Raw genomic sequence first — 16,219 nt, forward strand, 5'->3', positions numbered from 1 at the left:
TTTAGCCGCTCCGGCGGCCGTTTCTCCGAAAAACATGATATCGCCGAAAGGGGCTGTTTTTATTCGGATGATTCCTTGATCGGGGGATCATCCTTTTTTATTTGGCGGGACATTCCCGGATCCAGGCAATTGTGGAGGGAAAAATCCTTCGGGTATTAAAATTCGGAACATAATCTATTTTTAAAAAATAGCATTGGATTTTTTTGTAAATTTTTATATGATAGGTATAACGAAAAGGTTGGTTTTCAGAAAGGAGTGACCGCCCGTTGCAGATTGAATTGAAGAACGCGACCGTCATCTTCCAATCGATGGAACCGGTCTATGCCCTGCAAAACGTCACCTTGTCCGTCGAAAAAGGAGAGTGGATATCGATCCTCGGCCCGTCGGGGTCGGGAAAAACCACGTTGTTGAATGTGATCGCCGGCCTGCTTCCGTTGACGTCCGGCTCCATCCAAGTGGACGGCGGCGATTTGTCCGAATATGGCCAGGACGAATTGCAGGAATACCGGCGCGAGAAAATCGGCTTTATTTTCCAGGATTATCGCCTCTTTGACCAGTTTACCGTGTTGGAAAACACGATGCTTCCCCAATGGCCGTATCAGCCCAAAAAGCTGATCCGGGAAAAGTCGGAAGCCGTGTTGGAAAGGTTGGGGATGGGCCATCGCCTGCACGCATTGCCGCAGGAATTGTCGGGGGGCGAAAAACAGCGCGCGGCGATCGCCCGCGCCATTCTCCATGATCCGCAAATCTTGTTGTGCGATGAGCCGACAGGCAATTTGGACGAAGGAAACCGGCGAAATATTTTGCAGATATTGAAAGGATTGAATGACAACGGGATGACCATTTTGTTTGTCACCCATGATCAGGAAGCGGCGGCATACGGATCAAGGACGTTAACCATCCGGGACGGAAAGCTGCGGGAAGGCGGAGAAATCGGTGATCTTCCATGAGCCGGCTGTTGTTCAAACGGATTCTCCGTAAAAAAACCATCCACCTGCTGTTTGTCCTTTCCCTTGTCGGCATCCTTCTGGCCCTGCCCGCGGCGGCTGCTTCCTTGGGGAATATTCATCGCCAGGTGAAAACGGATATCACCTATTATGCGAGGGGGAGCTATGATCTTTTAGTCCGGCCGCCCGGCGCAAAACATCCGTTGGAAGACAAAATGGGGATTGTGCCGGAAAACTACATCGGCTTCGGCAACGGGGGGATTTCCGTCGAACAATGGGAACGGATCAAAAACCGGAAGGATATTGAGATTGCCGCTCCCGTCGCCTCCTTGGGGTATTTTACCGGGATCAATAACGACATCAGCATCTATCCGCCCGAACATGAATACAACCGCTACCTCATGCAATTTTACACGTCCGACGGCATCAACGACTATGCCATCAAGCCGGAGTACGCCTGCTTTATATTGAAATATCCGATGGCGTATCAGGTGGATGGCAATACCTTTGAAACGGACAATGAGTATTTGATCAGCCACAAGGATTTATTAAATGAATGCACGGACAAGAAAGCCGCTTTCCTTTTGCCCGACACCTATCATTTGTTGGTGGCCATCGATCCGGAAGAGGAGGAAAAATTGACGGGCGTTTCCTTTTCTGACATTGACCCGGATTCTCCCAAAATGGGTTTGGGAGCCATGTTTGTCAGAGACAGTTTCCCCGACGCAAAAGCCGTGCCGGTGATCGAGGTGCTCGACGGGAAGACTTCCCTCAAAGCGAAGCTCAGGATCGATGAACTGGAGTTAAGCAGGAAGGATATCCAAAAATTCCGCGAAAGGCTGGGCCTTTCCGAACCGGGGGATAACGATTCTTACAATATATCTTTTATCAATCAATGGGGCACGGAAAAATACGACCGGTTGGTTGACGAACTCTTGGCAATGAAAGAAAAAAGCCGGAAGGAATACGATCTGGACCTGTCGGATTTTGTGAAGATTTATAAGCAAAATGAGAAAGGAGTTTATGTTAATGAGGAAGGAAAAATAGGCACGGTGTACGACCTTCCGGACAGTTATCCGGGGATGGGCTATTTGGTTGAGCATAACTTTGCGGACAGTACCGTCTATTACCGTTCCGGTTTTTTAAACTATGTAACAGAAAACGGCCGCTTGGCCGTGAAGAAGCTGGACGAGTTAAACGGGGTTCCGATCTATCGGGAAATCGAAAAACATGGTATGAAAACAACGGAAGTCAATCGTGATGAGGACCTGAGGAAGAAGATTACGTTCATCCTCGACCCGGTGGGCACCGTGAAAATGGGGAACAAAAAGGAACAGCTGGCGGCCAGCCCCCTCGGCATCTACCAGTTCGCCCCCGTGAAATATATTGGGGACGGCGAGCATCATGGGGTCACCCTGGAGCCGACGATTACCCCGGGCAGTTTCGTCACTCCCGCGGCGAAGGGGTTGACGAATATCCAATCGGCGGCATGGATAAAGGGAGACAAACCGATCGATGCCATCCGCGTAAAGGTCGCCGGCATTGAAGGGTATACCAAGGCGGCCGCCGAAAAAATTGAAAAAGTGGCGAAGGAAATTGAAGCGATGGGACTGGAGGTGACCATGATCGCCGGGGCCTCGCCGCAAAAATTAAAAGTGGACGTCGAAGGCGTCGGCCTAGTCGAAGAATCGTGGACCACCCTCGGCGCGGCGGGGACGATCGTGGATGAATGGAATTTGACCAACGTCATCATTGGTGTCCTGTTCGCTTTTGTCGCTCTTTTCTACCTCATCAACCGGATGCTTTTTTGGGAGGTCGATAACCGAAGGGATGTGCTGCTCTTCCATCAACTCGGGTGGAAGCGGAAGCACATCATCGGATGGTTCAGGCAAGAAATGGCGGTTCTCCTCCTGCTTTCGGCGTCGATTTCCCTGCCGGGGGCATGGGCTTTGCAAAAATGGGGAAGATTCGGGGCCGATTTTTACCTTTGGTTTTTGATCGTTCTTCTTGCCGCCGCGTTCATCCTGCTCGTCGTGCTTCCTTTCAAATTTCGCGGCATTGTCCGGGAGCGGCGGGAATTCCGGGCGGCAAAAAGGAAAAAGGCCGCAAACAGCGAGTCTTTGGTCCGGAAAAACCTTTCCTATTACGGGAAGCATATCCGTCCGCCCTTCGCCCAGATCGGGATCGTCAGCCTGTTGTCTTCCTTTGTCTACCTCTCCATCGGTTCCACCGGGGAACAAACGGGGATAACCCTGTTGGGCGAATACATCAATTTGCAGACGGACCGGATTTCCGGCTTCCTCATCGGGACCTCCTATGTCCTGGCCGGTTCCACCTTGATCGAAAGCATCCTTTCCCTGCTGAAAGTGCGCGAGAAGGAATTGGAAAACTTCCGGCTCATCGGGTGGAAAAACCGTCATATTTTCCGGCTCTATCTAAAGGAAACGGCGGCCTGGTCCGCCCTGGCGGCCGCATCGGGCTGCGCGGCAAGCGCCGCGCTGTACAGCGCCTTCTATCCGATCCATTGGAAAGGATTTCTTTTCTTGGGGGCCAACTGGGCGGGGTTTACCTTGCTTTTGCTCGCCGTTTCCGCCTTTACCATCCGCTGGCGGATAAGGGGCGGTTCCGGCGGTATTTCCGGGAAAGTCCTGCAGGAGGGGAAAGGAAAGGTTGATGCGGGGCAAAGCTTTTAAAAGAGCGGAAAATCGGCGGTTTCCTGGGAAAAACGGGATCGGCGGTTAGTATGAGAAATTCTGCAGTGAGTGCCCAAGTGGCTCCACGTGAAAACCAAGAACGGAAAGTTTAGGATGTGGGATTCCGTTGCCGGCGACCTAGGTGATTCCCGCAAAACGCAAAAACCCCTGTAAAGCCGGAAGGAGCGTGCATTACAGGGGTTTTTTGCGCATGTCGACCGGATGGGCCGTGAGGCCGGAAAAACCCCGGAACAGCCGCAAGGGTTGTCCGGCGCATGCGACCATATGTATCAGGTCCGGAAAGTTTCCCGAATAACCGCAAGGCGCTGTTTGGTGCACGCGCGGGACCGGCATCGGGCTGCAGAGCTTCCGGATGAATGCGATGTTTTATCCGGCCATGCAAACATCCGGACGCCGGGCAGGCGGATTGGAGAGTTTCGTCTCCCCGCGGAAGGCGGATATGCAAGGATCCGCCGATCTGCCGCCGTGCTTTTTTGAATAGGAGACGGACGAAGAAAGAAAGGTTCTGAACCTGATCAGTTGCACATATTGGAAGCGATGAAAGGAGATCGTTATGAACGAACAACAACATGAGGCATAAACCCCGGCCAATTCCTGCTGTTGTAATTTTTCGACCGTTATGAAAGAACAACAGGGAACCGGAAAAATTGCGGAAACGCCGGATCATGCACGCGTGCGGATCGTGCCTGCCAGCCATTGGCGAAAATCCCGCTTTGGGCATGAGGGATTTTTCCGCAAACGGCCGTGATTTCCTTTTTTGCGGCGGATTCGAACCGTTACGAGAACGCCCGTTTGAACCGCTGCAATCCTTCCTCCAGCATCGGCCTCGGGCAGGCGATGTTCATCCGCAGGAATCCGTCGCCCTCCTCGCCGAATTTTTTCCCCGGTTCCAACAGGATTTTTCCTTTTTCGATCAAAGCCTTCATCAATTGTTCCTCGGGAAGCTGCAATTCCCGGCAATCGAGCCAGAGCAGATAGGTGCCTTCCGGAACGACCGGCCGGACCGCAGGCAGCTCCGTTTTTAGAAATTCAATGGACATCCTCACGTTTTCTTTCAGGTAAGAAAGCAGTTCCTCCAGCCATTTTTCCCCGTGTTGATAGGCGGCCTCCATGGCGATGTTGGCAAAAAGATTGGGACCGTGGAAAGCGATTTTCTGCTGCTCCCTTTTCACCTTTTTCCGGATGTCCCGGTCGGCGATGACCATAAATGAGGCCTGCAGCCCGGGGATGTTGAAGGTTTTGCTCGGTGCCATGAAGGTGATGCTTTGTCTTTCCCACGCGGGATGCAAAGACGCGATCGGCAGATGGCGATTCGGTTCATACACGATATCCGCATGGATTTCGTCGGACAGGATGTAGACCCCGTATTTTTCGCACAATGCCCCGATCGCTTCCAGCTCGTCCCTTTTCCAGACCCGTCCGACCGGATTGTGGGGGCTGCATAAAAGAAAGGCTTTTACCCCGTTTTTCAGCTTCCTTTCCAGATCGTCGAAATCGATCGTATAAGCATTCCCGTCGTACACCAAAGGATTGACGGCAAGTTCCCGGCCGTTGTTTTTGATCACCTGGTAGAAAGGGTGATAAACCGGGGATTGGATCAGGATCTTGTCCCCCGCATCCGTGAGGGCGCGGATGGCCAGGGCGAGGGAGGAGACGACGCCCGGACCCAACAGGATGGAATCTTCCGGGACCGTCCAGTGAAATCTTTTTTCAAGCCATAGCCGGATCGTTGAAAATAGAGAGCCGGGGGGAGCGGCGTAGCCGTAAATCCCGTGTTCCGCCCGTTTGATCAAAGCTTCCGTAATTTCCCTTGGCGAAAGGAAATCCATATCGGCCACCCACATGGGCAAGAGATCGTCCCGTCGATAGATTTTTTTCGGGACCTTCCATTTGACGCTGTCGGTTGACGTTCGGTCGATCCATGCGTCTGAAAAAACAGCCATCCCGATCCTCCTAACCGTTTTTTCCTTATCATACCAAAAAATGATCCGGATGGGGGAACGGAAGGACTTTCGGCTCGTGTATCAAACGGGACGCGGGAAGAAAAAGGGAAAATCTTTTTCACCTGTTCCAAAAATATGTTATAATTTTTGAATCATACGCATAAAGGAAAACTATAGACTTAGGAGTGTTGTCATGAATGATAAATGGAAAGTCGGAAGCGTCGTCAAAGGGAAAGTGATCGGCATCCAACCGTATGGCGTGTTCGTGCAATTATCCGATCATGTCCAAGGATTGGTTCATATATCCGAAATTACGAATGGCTATGTAAAAAATATCCATGATTATGTGAAAATCGGTCAGGTGATCCGCGTAAAAATCATCGGCGCATCCGGGGAAGGGAAACTCCGGTTGTCGATGAAAAGTTTGGAAAAGAAGCAAAAACCGCCGAAAAGAAAGCGCCCGGACGCGAAAATGGCCGATGCGAAATACCGCCGTGTCAACCTTCCTTCCGGACGGGGATTTTATCCTTTAAAGAAAAAGCTGAAAGAGTGGATCGCCCAATCAATGGAAGAATATTCCATCAAACGTTAAGGCCGCTGCCCATTTTTCTTCCCTCGAACGGATCATGCCTCGAAACAGGGCTTGCGTTTCCATGCGCGGGCACTTTCCTCATCCTTTTCCTTCCGCCGATGTCACCGGGGAACCGTCTTTTTGCCTTTCCCCTTTTATCCCTTTCTCCGCCTGAAAGCATCCGTTACAATAAGAATATAGCGTGAAATTTTCATTGGAATGGAGGTTCAAACATTGGCGCATCGTTTCACGGAAGAAATCATTGAATTGACGGAAAAGTACGGCGCCCGCAATTATCATCCGCTGCCCGTGGTCATTTCCAAAGCGGAAGGGGTATGGGTGGAAGATCCCGAAGGCAATAAATATTTAGACATGCTCAGTGCCTATTCGGCCGTCAATCAGGGCCACCGCCATCCGAAAATCGTCCGGGCGTTAAAAGAACAGGCCGATCGGGTTACGTTGACATCCCGGGCCTTTCACAACGACCAATTGGGCCCGTGGTATGAAAAAGTGGCCCGACTGACGAAAAAAGAGATGGTCCTGCCGATGAACACCGGCGCGGAAGCGGTGGAGACGGCCGTCAAAGCGGCGAGGCGCTGGGCTTACGATGTCAAAGGCGTCGAAGAAAACAAGGCGGAAATTATCGCCTGCGAGGGGAACTTCCACGGACGGACGATGCTCGCCGTCAGCTTATCGTCGGAGCCGGAATACCAACGGGGGTTCGGTCCCCTGCTGCCGGGCATTAAACTCGTTCCATACGGCGATTTGGAAGCGCTAAAGGAAGCGATTACCGAAAATACCGCCGCTTTTCTCGTCGAACCGATCCAAGGGGAAGCCGGCATCCATATTCCGCCGGACGGCTATTTGCGGAAGGCCTACGAGATTTGCAAGGAGAACAAGGTGCTGTTTCTCGCCGATGAAATCCAATCCGGTTTGGGCCGGTCGGGAAAAATGTTCGCCTGCGACTGGGAAGGGGTCGTTCCCGATGTCTACATATTGGGAAAAGCGCTGGGCGGTGGTGTTTTCCCGATTTCCTGCGTCGCCGCCGACCGGGACATTTTGGGCGTCTTCAATCCGGGTTCCCACGGTTCCACCTTCGGCGGGAATCCCCTGGCCTGCGCCGTATCCATCGCCGCCCTGGACGTGATCGTGGAGGAGGACCTGCCGCGCCGATCCCTGGAGCTCGGCGGGTACTTCCTGGAAAAATTGCGGACGATCGACCATCCCGACATAAAGGAAGTCCGGGGGAGGGGATTATTTATCGGCATCGAATTGCACACCCCCGCCCGGAAATATTGCGAAGCCCTGAAAGCGAAGAGGCTGCTCTGCAAAGAAACCCATGAAAACGTCATCCGTTTGGCCCCACCCCTCGTCATCACCAAGGAGGAGCTGGATTGGGCCTTTGAACGGATTCAGGCGGTGTTTGCGGAAATGCGGCCGGCGGCCGTGTAATTTTCGGCGGATGAACCGGGACATGGGGATCGAAAAATAATAGAAAAGATGGAGCTTGAATACTTCGTTCTGTTAATTAAGGAGCAGAAAATCAAGGAGGGTGCTTCAAAAGGGGTTCTTTTGGGCACCCTTCCTTTTTGAGAAATATGACTGAAGTCTATAAAACTTTTTTGCCAAGGTAAAATTTTTTCGAAAAAAAGAGGGAATGGAAGATGGGGCAAAATAAGTTGTTTAACTTCTCGATCATTCCTCAAAACCTCCCGATGCCCGATGTTAAATATCCGCGGGGAGAACAGATTGGAAAAATGTCGAAAATTGTCATTCTAAAATTGTTGGAATTTATTATAAAATATGTTAAATTTTGATTTATAGAAAAAGCATGACATATCCAAATGGTTTTCGAACTTCAAAAGTTGGGAGATTGGATCATCATTGTTCGATTCCATTTATTTTGGAGAATGTCAGGAAAAACCTTTTGACTTGATGACGCCCGCATTAATAGAAACCATAGACATCCACAGCTGCGAAAAAGTCTCCGAATCCCTTCAAAGGATGGTTGTTATGGCTCTGTTTTTAGGCAAAAGGCTGCTGTTGAGCAAATCCCTCTATATTTCTTTAGGGTTCGGCCTGTTTTTATCCCTTTATCATGTGAAGGCGGAAATCATTCCCCAATTGGTATGGCTGACCTTGGGGCTCCAAAAGAACCAGGGGATTGATTTCACCCCTTATTCCGAATGGTTTGGCACGGGCCTGTCCGTTCTTTCATCGGTTTTTTTCATCACCCTGCCCATTTTGGCGTCGCTTCCTTTTTCCGACACGTATTTGAAAGACCGGCAAACGGGGTATTTCACGGCCATTCTGTCGAAGGGAAAGACCGGCCGCTATTTCGCGGGGCTGTATTTTTACAATTTTCTCGCGGCGGCGCTCATCAGTGTCATTCCTTTGCTGGTCAATCTTTATTTTTCCTTTATGATCTTGCCGGACGTAAAACCGGATCCGATTGTCAATAATCGGCTTTATCTAAGCCCGGATGCAACCTTTTTCCAACCGTTGTATTACAGCTATCCGCTTCTCCATATTTTCTTTTATATTTTGCTTGTGTCCTTGTTTTCCGGAATGTTCGCCAGTCTTTCTTTAAGCCTTTCCTTTTACGTCAATAACCGCTTTCTCGCCCTGACCGGCTCTTTTCTCATCGTGATGGTTTGGACCCTCGTCCTCCAGGGCTTAGGAAAGTACGGCTGGGTTCCTTCCGATTTTTTGCGGCAATTTGCTACTGATTCCGTGTCTTTTCCCGTTGCGGCCGCCATTTTTTTGACGGGCATGCTGGCGAGTGCAGCCGCCTATCTGTACGGGGTGAAAAAACTTGTCATTCCTTAACTTTTTCAAAGTATTTTTCATGGATTGGCAGCGCTCCCTTTGGAAGATGGCTGCCTGCATCGGAATATTGATCCTGGGAATCTCGGTATTTTCCAATATTGAAACCTTATTTCCGTGGGAGCAGGGGCTTCCGGACGTTTTTAACATGTTGTTCATCGAATCAAGTCTGCTTGCCTTCTCCGTTCCCGCCTTTTTGCTCATCCTTTTTTTCGTCCTGACGCCTTTGTTCCAACCGCTGAGGATCGTCCGCTTTCAAAAACGGGAGATTTTGGCTTGGACCGTGTTCCGGATCGTTTTCTTCACCGTGCTTATTTATCTGGCCGCTTATTTTGCTTTCGGGTTTTTGTTTGCCTGGCTGAAAACCGGTTCGCTCCAAAACACGTGGGCGACGAAAGAAGGAACGCCGTATCTCATTTATAAGGATGAAATTGATTTATCCTTATTCGCGACGCCTTACATGATTCTCCGCTACGGGCTGACCGAGTTTTCGGCTTTCCTGTTTCTCGGCCTTGCCGCCGCCTTCCTATATTTGTTATCGGACCGTTATATTTATGCGTTTTTTCTAGTTGTAGGGTTTCTTATTTTTGACTTTGCCCTGCATTCGTTATTTATGATATCCCTATTTTTGAATAAGGCCGCGGTAAGGTTGGGAACATGGGGTGACGGGAAGGATTTATTGGGAATCGTCCTGTATTTTTTCGGGCTGTCGGTTGTGTTGATGATCGGCATTTTTATTTTGCTGCTGCGGAAAGATTTCCTGTCCCAGAGCGGAAAGAAGGAGTAGCCCGTGGCAAAAGAAATATTCTTTTTCTTGTACAGGGACGTCTTGATCGGGTTGTCATCCCTCCGTTATCGTTTCCTTTTCTGTCTCATGATGTTTACGGCGATGGCCATCCTTTCCGTCTACCAGCTGCAAACTTCGGCCGAGCTCCTGGGTATGGACCGAAACATGCTGACGTATACGGATCTATTGTTTTCCCTTTTCCAAGGCGTTGATTATGAAATTGTCGAAAAAAAATTTTTGCCCTTCCCTTTTTCATGGTTCCTGTTGCAGATGATGATTCCCTTTCTTTTAGGGGCGTATGCGCGGGATGACCTTTTCTTGCATACCTCCTTCTTGTTCGTCCGGGCGAAAAGACGATTGTCCATCTGGCTGGCCAAAGTGCTTTTTTCCCTCTTGGCCGTCATCCTTGTCTTTCTTTCCTTTCTTGCCGTCTCTTGGCTGATCGCCGCGGTTTTTTTCTCGCCTGACATCGGCTTTCGGGAATATGGCGACGCGAAAATAAAACCGGCCATCGGCGGGGGATGGTCGGCCGTCCGGCTGACTTGGCTGACCATCGCCTTACCCTTTCTTTTAAACCTGTGCGGCGCCGCGGTATATACGATGTTTTCCCTTCTTATCCGGCCGGTCTACTTGTTCCTCATCTTAGCGTCGATCTACATATTATCGGTATATACCGCCAATCCGTTTCTTCCGGGAAGCTACGGGATGATTTTGCGCCACGGGATGTTTGAACCGGCGAGGGGGTTTTCCACGGCCGCATGCGTCATGTATTTTTCCGTCACCCTTCTTGCGGCGGGCGTGATCGGCTACCGCCTGTTTAAAAGAGCGGACATTTTGTATTTCGGAAAGGATTGATCCCCATGACTGACTATATCGTCATTGAACAATTGACGAAAAAGATTCAGGGAAACATCGTTTTGAACGATATAAGCATCAAATTGTCCAAGGGAAAAATTTACGGATTTCAGGGCAGGAACGGATCCGGAAAAACGATGCTGTTCCGCGCCATCGCCGGATTGATCCGGCCGACGCAAGGAAAAGTGACCGTCAACGGAAAGGAAATCGGGAAGGATGTCTCCATCCCCGAAAACATCGGGATTCTGATCGAAAATCCGGGGTTTATTCCCGAATATACGGGGATGAAAAATTTGGAACTCCTTTCTTATATTCAAAGGAAAATCACGAAAAAAGAAGTGGCCGAAGCGTTGGAAAAAGTCGGGCTGGATCCGAAGGATAAACGAAAATACAAAAAATATTCCTTAGGAATGAAACAAAGGCTCGGCATTGCCCAGGCCATTATGGAAAATCCCGATCTTATCATCCTGGATGAGCCGACGAATTCTTTGGATGAGGAAGGCGTGAAACTCCTCAACTCGCTGCTCGCACAATTAAAAAGGGAAGGAAAAACGGTTTTGATCGCCAGCCATGAACGGGAGTGGATCCGCGGCGTGGCGGATGAAATTTTCGTGATGGATGGCGGGAAGATCGTCGGCCATGAGGTGATCTCCGGTGAAGGGTAAAAAGCTGTTCTTCTTTTTGTTCATCCCCCTCTTCCTTATCATCGTCGTTTTCAGTTTCTACCGCTATCAGGAAGTGAATCGCCCGCACCGGAATTATCAAATCGTCGAAAAGACCGAAAAAATCGGCCGTCCGTTTTCCCATCAGGAAGTGGCTTACATCTTTCAAACTCCCGAAGTGCGCTCCCGTGATGATTATGATCTTTATGTCATTCCTTTGGTCATCGAGAATCGTTCCGGACAAACGGTTTCTTTTCCGATTGAATCTTTTATTCTGCTCGCGGATCACTTCCAAACCCAAGTGGATCTGGAACAATTTTATTCGGAACCAATTAACCGGGAAGCGGGTCAAGGGATTCCGCCGGACGGAAAGAAAGAATTCCGGTTGACCTTCACCCTCGACAAAGAGGACCCCTCCAGGGACAGGGTGGAACTGTACTTTCTCCGATACGACGGCGGGAAAATGTATAAACATAAATTGGATTTGTCTGGACCGCATTGATCTTACCCGGAGTTTGCCAAAGAAGGTGGTAATTTGAAAGGAAAGCAATGGATCACCGGCATCCTATTGGGCCTGGTTGTTGTTGTCTTTATCGTTTATGAATTGGGGGTTTTTCAGCATACCCAAGGCGGGGGGACAGAAAAAAACCAATCCGGAAAGGGAGAGAATATAAATATAAACGAGGCCATAGACGAACAAATCGAGAATAATTCCAAATATCCGGACAAGGAAACCATTGTAAAAAAGATCATCCACGGTTATCAAAATTTTACAACCTTGGAGGGCGAATACGAGACTTATTCCTCGGATCCCGTGCCAACCGTGTCCAAGACCTGGTACGCCATCGACGCGGAAAAACAAAAATCGATCAGGATCCTGTATGATCATAACGAAAAAATTTCCACGGTAATCTGGGATGAGGAACAATTAAAATGCATGTCTTTTAATGAAACAGAGCGAACCTACACCGAACTTGAGCTGAAAAAAAAGGAGAAAAATGAGAAAGAAGATAAAGAGCTTAGTAAGTTTGAAAAACTTTATGGTTCCCGGGCACCCGTAGAACGAGAATTATTTACAGCTGGGGGTTTTGCTGTTTCTTCCGAATATGTCCTTTATCTCATGAATTTCAGGAATTGGGATTATCACGAAGGGAAATGTATGGATCTGCCATGTTATCAATTACAGGGGAAAATAACGGATTCTGGAGATATGAACGGCCCCTTTGAGATGCAAGTGGAAAAGAACACCGGGACTGTCATCGGATTTAAAGTTTTCGACGACCAGAAGCGGGTGAAATATTCGTTTACGACAAAGATGATCAAAATCGATCAGCCGCTGGACGAGACCCTCTTTACGAAAGGGACGGCAGGGTATAAAAAATTGGAACCGATGGACCCCAGCGACTTCGACTTTTAAGTGATTCCGGATCGGAACAGGAAAAAAGAGGATCCCGAAATCCTTTTCGGATCCTCTTTTCGCTTCCCCGGCGTTTCGTTAAAGATTCGAAAGCGGCTTGCGAGTGGGGAATGCCTCCTCGCTTTCCATCAACGGATTTGTCCCGTCCATTTTTCTTTCCTTCGGGCCGGATCGGCCGTCCGGACGTCCCGCCAGCAGCCGGCAGGAATCATTTTAGAAATCATCCATCCCGCGCATCTTGCGCATTAAGTCCGGTCGGTCCGCGGTTCCGCGGAACGGCTTCTCTCCTCATTGGGGACGAAAAGGAGACCGATGTTGATCAGCCCGGCGATCCCGACAATGCCAAAAATAAAACGGGCGATACCTTCGCCGAACAGGGCGGTCACGAAATCATATTGAAAAAATCCGACCAGTCCCCAGTTGATGGCCCCGATGATGGTTAAGACGAGACAAATTCTTTGCAATACGCTCATGAAAAATCCTCCTTCGAATGATTATTACGGTACTTAGGATGGTTAAAATTCACAAATTCTATGCATCGGAAATTTTCCATCCCGGTTTTCATGTATTAAAATATCGATGAGGAGGGATGAAAGATGGATTCCTTTGTTTTTCAAAACCCGACAAAATTGATATTCGGCCGGGGGCAAATTCAAGCTTTGCGGGATGAGATCCCGAAATACGGGAAAAAGCTCCTCCTTGTCTATGGCGGCGGGAGCATCAAACGAAACGGTTTGTACGACGAAGTGATGCAAATCCTAAAAGAAATCGGCGCGGAAGTCTTCGAGCTGCCGGGGGTGGAGCCGAACCCGAGGATCACCACCGTCCGAAAAGGGGTGGACATTTGCAAGAAGGAAAAGATCGAATTTTTGCTGGCGGTCGGCGGAGGAAGCGTCATCGACTGCACGAAGGCGATCGCGGCCGGGGCCATGTATGAAGGCGACCCTTGGGATATCGTCGTCAAAAAGGCGAAACCGGAGGCGGCCCTTCCTTTGGGAACGGTGCTGACCCTGGCGGCCACCGGGTCGGAAATGAACAGCGGTTCCGTCATCACCAACTGGGAAACGAAGGAAAAATACGGTTGGGGTTCGCCCCTCGTCTATCCGAAGTTTTCCATTTTGGATCCGGTCTATACCTTTACCGTTCCCCGCGATCAGACGGTTTACGGCATCGTCGATATGATGTCCCATGTTTTTGAACATTATTTCCACCATGCCGCGAACACCCCTCTGCAAGACCGGTTCTGCGAATCCCTTTTGACCACCATCATGGAAACGGCGCCGAAACTGGTCGATGATTTGGAAAATTACGAATACCGGGAAACGATCCTGTATTGCGGGACGATGGCTTTAAACGGCATGGTGCAAATGGGCTTCCGGGGCGATTGGGCGACCCACAATATCGAACATGCGGTTTCCGCCGCATTTGATATTCCCCATGGGGGCGGATTGGCCATCTTGTTCCCGAATTGGATGAAGCATGTCCTTCCGGTCAACCCGCAACGGTTCAAACAGCTGGCCGTCCGGGTATTCGGCGTGGATCCGGCGAATAAAACCGACGAGGAAGCGGGACTGGAAGGAATCGAAAGGCTGCGGGAATTCTGGAACTCCCTCGGCGCCCCGAGCCGTTTGAGGGATTACGGCATCGGCGAAAAGGATTTGCCCCTTTTGGCGGATATCGCCATGAAACGAGGGGAATTCGGGAATTTCAAAAAGCTGACGAGGGACGATGTGTTGGCCATCTACCGGGCATCCTTATGAACGTCCGGACAGGGCTTGTTTCGTTTTTGAACGCTCCCTGGCTGCCGGCGGGGCGGCATGGATGAAGAAATGACCGAAAAAAGGAAAGCAAATCTTTGGCAAGGTACGGAGGTTTAACATGACACATATTCAATTTGATTATTCCAATGCTCTCCGCTTTTTTGGCGAACATGAATTGGCGCAAATGAACGATTTGGTCAAAGTCAGCCATCAGGCATTGCACGAAAAAACCGGCGCGGGAAACGATTTTTTAGGCTGGATCGATTGGCCCCTCCATTATGACAAGGAAGAATTCTCGCGAATTTTAAAATGCGCGGAAAAAATCCGGAACGATTCCGATGTGCTGCTCGTCATCGGCATCGGCGGTTCCTATCTCGGTGCCAGGGCCGCGATTGAAATGCTGAACCACAGCTTTTACAACGTTTTGCCGAAGGAAAAAAGAAAATCCCCGCAGATTATTTTTGCCGGCAACAATATCAGCTCCACCTACCTGCATGATGTGATCGACCTGTTGGACGGCAAGGATTGGTCGATCAACGTCATCTCCAAATCGGGGACGACGACGGAACCGGCCATCGCCTTTCGGATTTTCCGCAAATTGCTGATCGAAAAATACGGCGAAGAAGAGGCCCGGAAACGGATATATGCCACCACCGACAAAAAGAAGGGGGCGCTGAAAACCTTCGCCGATGCGGAAGGCTATGAAACCTTCGTCATCCCGGATGACGTGGGCGGCCGCTATTCGGTTTTGACCGCCGTCGGCCTGCTGCCGATCGCCGCGAGCGGGGCGGACGTCGCCCAAATCATGGCGGGCGCCCGGCAGGCGATGGAGGACTTCAGCCATTCGGAATTGGGAAAAAATATCGCCTATCAATACGCCGCCATCCGAAACATTTTGTACAACAAAGGAAAAACGGTGGAATTGCTGATCAATTACGAACCCGGGCTGCAATATTTCGCCGAATGGTGGAAGCAGCTGTTCGGGGAAAGCGAAGGCAAGGATGGAAAGGGCATCTATCCTTCCTCGGCGAATTTTTCCACGGATCTCCATTCGCTGGGGCAATATATCCAGGAAGGGCGCAGGGATCTTTTCGAAACGGTCCTTCACGTGGAATCCCCGCGGCATGAACTTGTGATCGAAGCGGAAGCGAACGATTTGGACGGCTTGAATTATTTGGCCGGAAAAACGGTGGATTTTGTAAATAAAAAAGCCTTTGAAGGCACCTTGCTCGCCCATACCGACGGGGACGTGCCGAATTTGGTCGTCAAAATTCCAAAAATGGACGAATACACCTTCGGCTATTTGGTGTACTTTTTTGAAAAGGCCTGCGCCATGAGCGGCTATTTGTTGGGTGTCAATCCCTTCGACCAGCCGGGGGTGGAGGCCTATAAAAGAAACATGTTCGCCCTGTTGGGAAAACCGGGCTTCGAAGAAAAGAAAAAGGAATTGGAAAAACGTTTGAATCAATAAGGAAAGGAAAGATGACCGCCTGAACGCCCATACGGCGTCCGGCGGTTTTTCGTTTTTGCTAAAAAGGCTTCCGGCTGCAAACGGCGGACGGCAAGGACAGGGCCGCAGGCGCAAACGTTGAAGTCCAGGAATTTGTGTAGTAAAAAGGGTGCAATGCGTTCCATTTCCGGAAAGGCGATGTTCCCGTACCGGGAGCGGGATTTTACACAAATGGGCGGACTTGGTCGCGCAAACCTCCCCATTCCTCGGTTTTCGGAGGGGGAGCA

At 50.1% G+C, this 16,219-nt stretch carries 14 protein-coding genes; 12 read left to right on the forward strand and 2 right to left on the reverse strand.

Annotated features, from left to right (window positions below; all coding sequences use genetic code 11):
• Positions 1 to 266 precede the first annotated feature (266 nt).
• Both A3EQ_RS0111140 and A3EQ_RS0111145 read left to right on the forward strand, forming a co-directional pair.
• Positions 267 to 950, forward strand: coding sequence for an ABC transporter ATP-binding protein (locus A3EQ_RS0111140; protein ID WP_020155264.1), 684 nt, complete (start codon positions 267 to 269; stop codon positions 948 to 950).
• Positions 947 to 3,640, forward strand: coding sequence for an FtsX-like permease family protein (locus tag A3EQ_RS0111145; RefSeq protein ID WP_020155265.1), 2,694 nt, complete (start codon positions 947 to 949; stop codon positions 3,638 to 3,640). Before A3EQ_RS0111140 ends, A3EQ_RS0111145 begins: the two co-directional genes overlap by 4 nt.
• Before the next feature lie 797 nt (positions 3,641 to 4,437).
• Here the strand turns inward: A3EQ_RS0111145 and A3EQ_RS0111160 are convergent.
• The gene (locus tag A3EQ_RS0111160) at positions 4,438 to 5,604 is read right to left on the reverse strand and encodes a MalY/PatB family protein (RefSeq protein WP_020155268.1); all 1,167 of its coding nucleotides are present in this window, start codon (positions 5,602 to 5,604) and stop codon (positions 4,438 to 4,440) included.
• Positions 5,605 to 5,797: 193 nt separating this feature from the next.
• Between A3EQ_RS0111160 and A3EQ_RS0111165 the strand changes: the two genes are divergently transcribed.
• The 8 genes from A3EQ_RS0111165 (at position 5,798) to A3EQ_RS0111215 (ending at position 12,722) form a co-directional block, all read left to right on the forward strand.
• Positions 5,798 to 6,196, forward strand: coding sequence for a CvfD/Ygs/GSP13 family RNA-binding post-transcriptional regulator (locus A3EQ_RS0111165; RefSeq protein ID WP_020155269.1), 399 nt, complete (start codon positions 5,798 to 5,800; stop codon positions 6,194 to 6,196).
• A 198-nt stretch (positions 6,197 to 6,394) separates the two neighbouring features.
• Positions 6,395 to 7,627 (forward strand): ornithine--oxo-acid transaminase, encoded by a 1,233-nt coding sequence (locus A3EQ_RS0111175; RefSeq protein ID WP_026499907.1) that lies wholly within the window; start codon positions 6,395 to 6,397, stop codon positions 7,625 to 7,627.
• A gap of 561 nt (positions 7,628 to 8,188) precedes the next feature.
• Complete coding sequence (locus A3EQ_RS0111190) at positions 8,189 to 9,004, forward strand: hypothetical protein (protein ID WP_020155274.1); 816 nt, start codon at positions 8,189 to 8,191, stop codon at positions 9,002 to 9,004.
• Entirely contained in the window at positions 8,991 to 9,788 is a 798-nt protein-coding gene (locus tag A3EQ_RS0111195) for a hypothetical protein (protein WP_020155275.1), read from the forward strand. Before A3EQ_RS0111190 ends, A3EQ_RS0111195 begins: the two co-directional genes overlap by 14 nt.
• Before the next feature lie 3 nt (positions 9,789 to 9,791).
• Positions 9,792 to 10,643, forward strand: coding sequence for a hypothetical protein (locus A3EQ_RS0111200; RefSeq protein ID WP_020155276.1), 852 nt, complete (start codon positions 9,792 to 9,794; stop codon positions 10,641 to 10,643).
• A gap of 5 nt (positions 10,644 to 10,648) precedes the next feature.
• A complete protein-coding gene (locus tag A3EQ_RS0111205; protein WP_020155277.1) occupies positions 10,649 to 11,308 on the forward strand; it encodes an ATP-binding cassette domain-containing protein in 660 nt (219 codons plus the stop codon).
• Positions 11,298 to 11,807 carry a hypothetical protein gene (locus A3EQ_RS0111210; RefSeq protein ID WP_020155278.1) on the forward strand — a complete coding sequence of 170 codons (510 nt, stop codon included), beginning with the start codon at positions 11,298 to 11,300 and terminating at the stop codon, positions 11,805 to 11,807. The genes A3EQ_RS0111205 and A3EQ_RS0111210 overlap by 11 nt, the downstream gene beginning before the upstream one ends.
• Before the next feature lie 33 nt (positions 11,808 to 11,840).
• Positions 11,841 to 12,722: a hypothetical protein gene (locus A3EQ_RS0111215; protein ID WP_020155279.1), complete on the forward strand. Its 882-nt coding sequence runs from the start codon at positions 11,841 to 11,843 to the stop codon at positions 12,720 to 12,722.
• Positions 12,723 to 12,967: 245 nt separating this feature from the next.
• On the opposite strand, the gene A3EQ_RS0111225 is transcribed toward A3EQ_RS0111215, so the two are convergent.
• Positions 12,968 to 13,195, reverse strand: a complete 228-nt coding sequence (locus tag A3EQ_RS0111225) for a DUF378 domain-containing protein (RefSeq protein ID WP_020155281.1) — start codon at positions 13,193 to 13,195, stop codon at positions 12,968 to 12,970.
• A 123-nt stretch (positions 13,196 to 13,318) separates the two neighbouring features.
• Between A3EQ_RS0111225 and A3EQ_RS0111230 the strand changes: the two genes are divergently transcribed.
• Together A3EQ_RS0111230 and A3EQ_RS0111235 are read left to right on the forward strand one after the other, a co-directional pair.
• Positions 13,319 to 14,482: an iron-containing alcohol dehydrogenase gene (locus A3EQ_RS0111230; RefSeq protein ID WP_020155282.1), complete on the forward strand. Its 1,164-nt coding sequence runs from the start codon at positions 13,319 to 13,321 to the stop codon at positions 14,480 to 14,482.
• Between the two features lie 118 nt (positions 14,483 to 14,600).
• Positions 14,601 to 15,953: a glucose-6-phosphate isomerase gene (locus tag A3EQ_RS0111235; RefSeq protein WP_020155283.1), complete on the forward strand. Its 1,353-nt coding sequence runs from the start codon at positions 14,601 to 14,603 to the stop codon at positions 15,951 to 15,953.
• Positions 15,954 to 16,219 lie beyond the last annotated feature (266 nt).

The sequence above is a fragment of the Caldibacillus debilis DSM 16016 genome, assembly GCF_000383875.1.
Classification (GTDB): Bacteria; Bacillota; Bacilli; order Bacillales; family Caldibacillaceae; genus Caldibacillus; species Caldibacillus debilis.

Coding starts and splice junctions, on each gene's coding strand:
- A3EQ_RS0111205 (WP_020155277.1), top strand. CDS start 10,649: ATGACTGACTATATCGTCATTGAACAATTGACGAAAAAGATTCAGGGA.
- A3EQ_RS0111225 (WP_020155281.1), bottom strand. CDS start 13,195: ATGAGCGTATTGCAAAGAATTTGTCTCGTCTTAACCATCATCGGGGCC.
- A3EQ_RS0111165 (WP_020155269.1), top strand. CDS start 5,798: ATGAATGATAAATGGAAAGTCGGAAGCGTCGTCAAAGGGAAAGTGATC.
- A3EQ_RS0111235 (WP_020155283.1), top strand. CDS start 14,601: ATGACACATATTCAATTTGATTATTCCAATGCTCTCCGCTTTTTTGGC.
- A3EQ_RS0111160 (WP_020155268.1), bottom strand. CDS start 5,604: ATGGCTGTTTTTTCAGACGCATGGATCGACCGAACGTCAACCGACAGC.
- A3EQ_RS0111145 (WP_020155265.1), top strand. CDS start 947: ATGAGCCGGCTGTTGTTCAAACGGATTCTCCGTAAAAAAACCATCCAC.
- A3EQ_RS0111190 (WP_020155274.1), top strand. CDS start 8,189: ATGGCTCTGTTTTTAGGCAAAAGGCTGCTGTTGAGCAAATCCCTCTAT.
- A3EQ_RS0111230 (WP_020155282.1), top strand. CDS start 13,319: ATGGATTCCTTTGTTTTTCAAAACCCGACAAAATTGATATTCGGCCGG.
- A3EQ_RS0111175 (WP_026499907.1), top strand. CDS start 6,395: ATGGAGGTTCAAACATTGGCGCATCGTTTCACGGAAGAAATCATTGAA.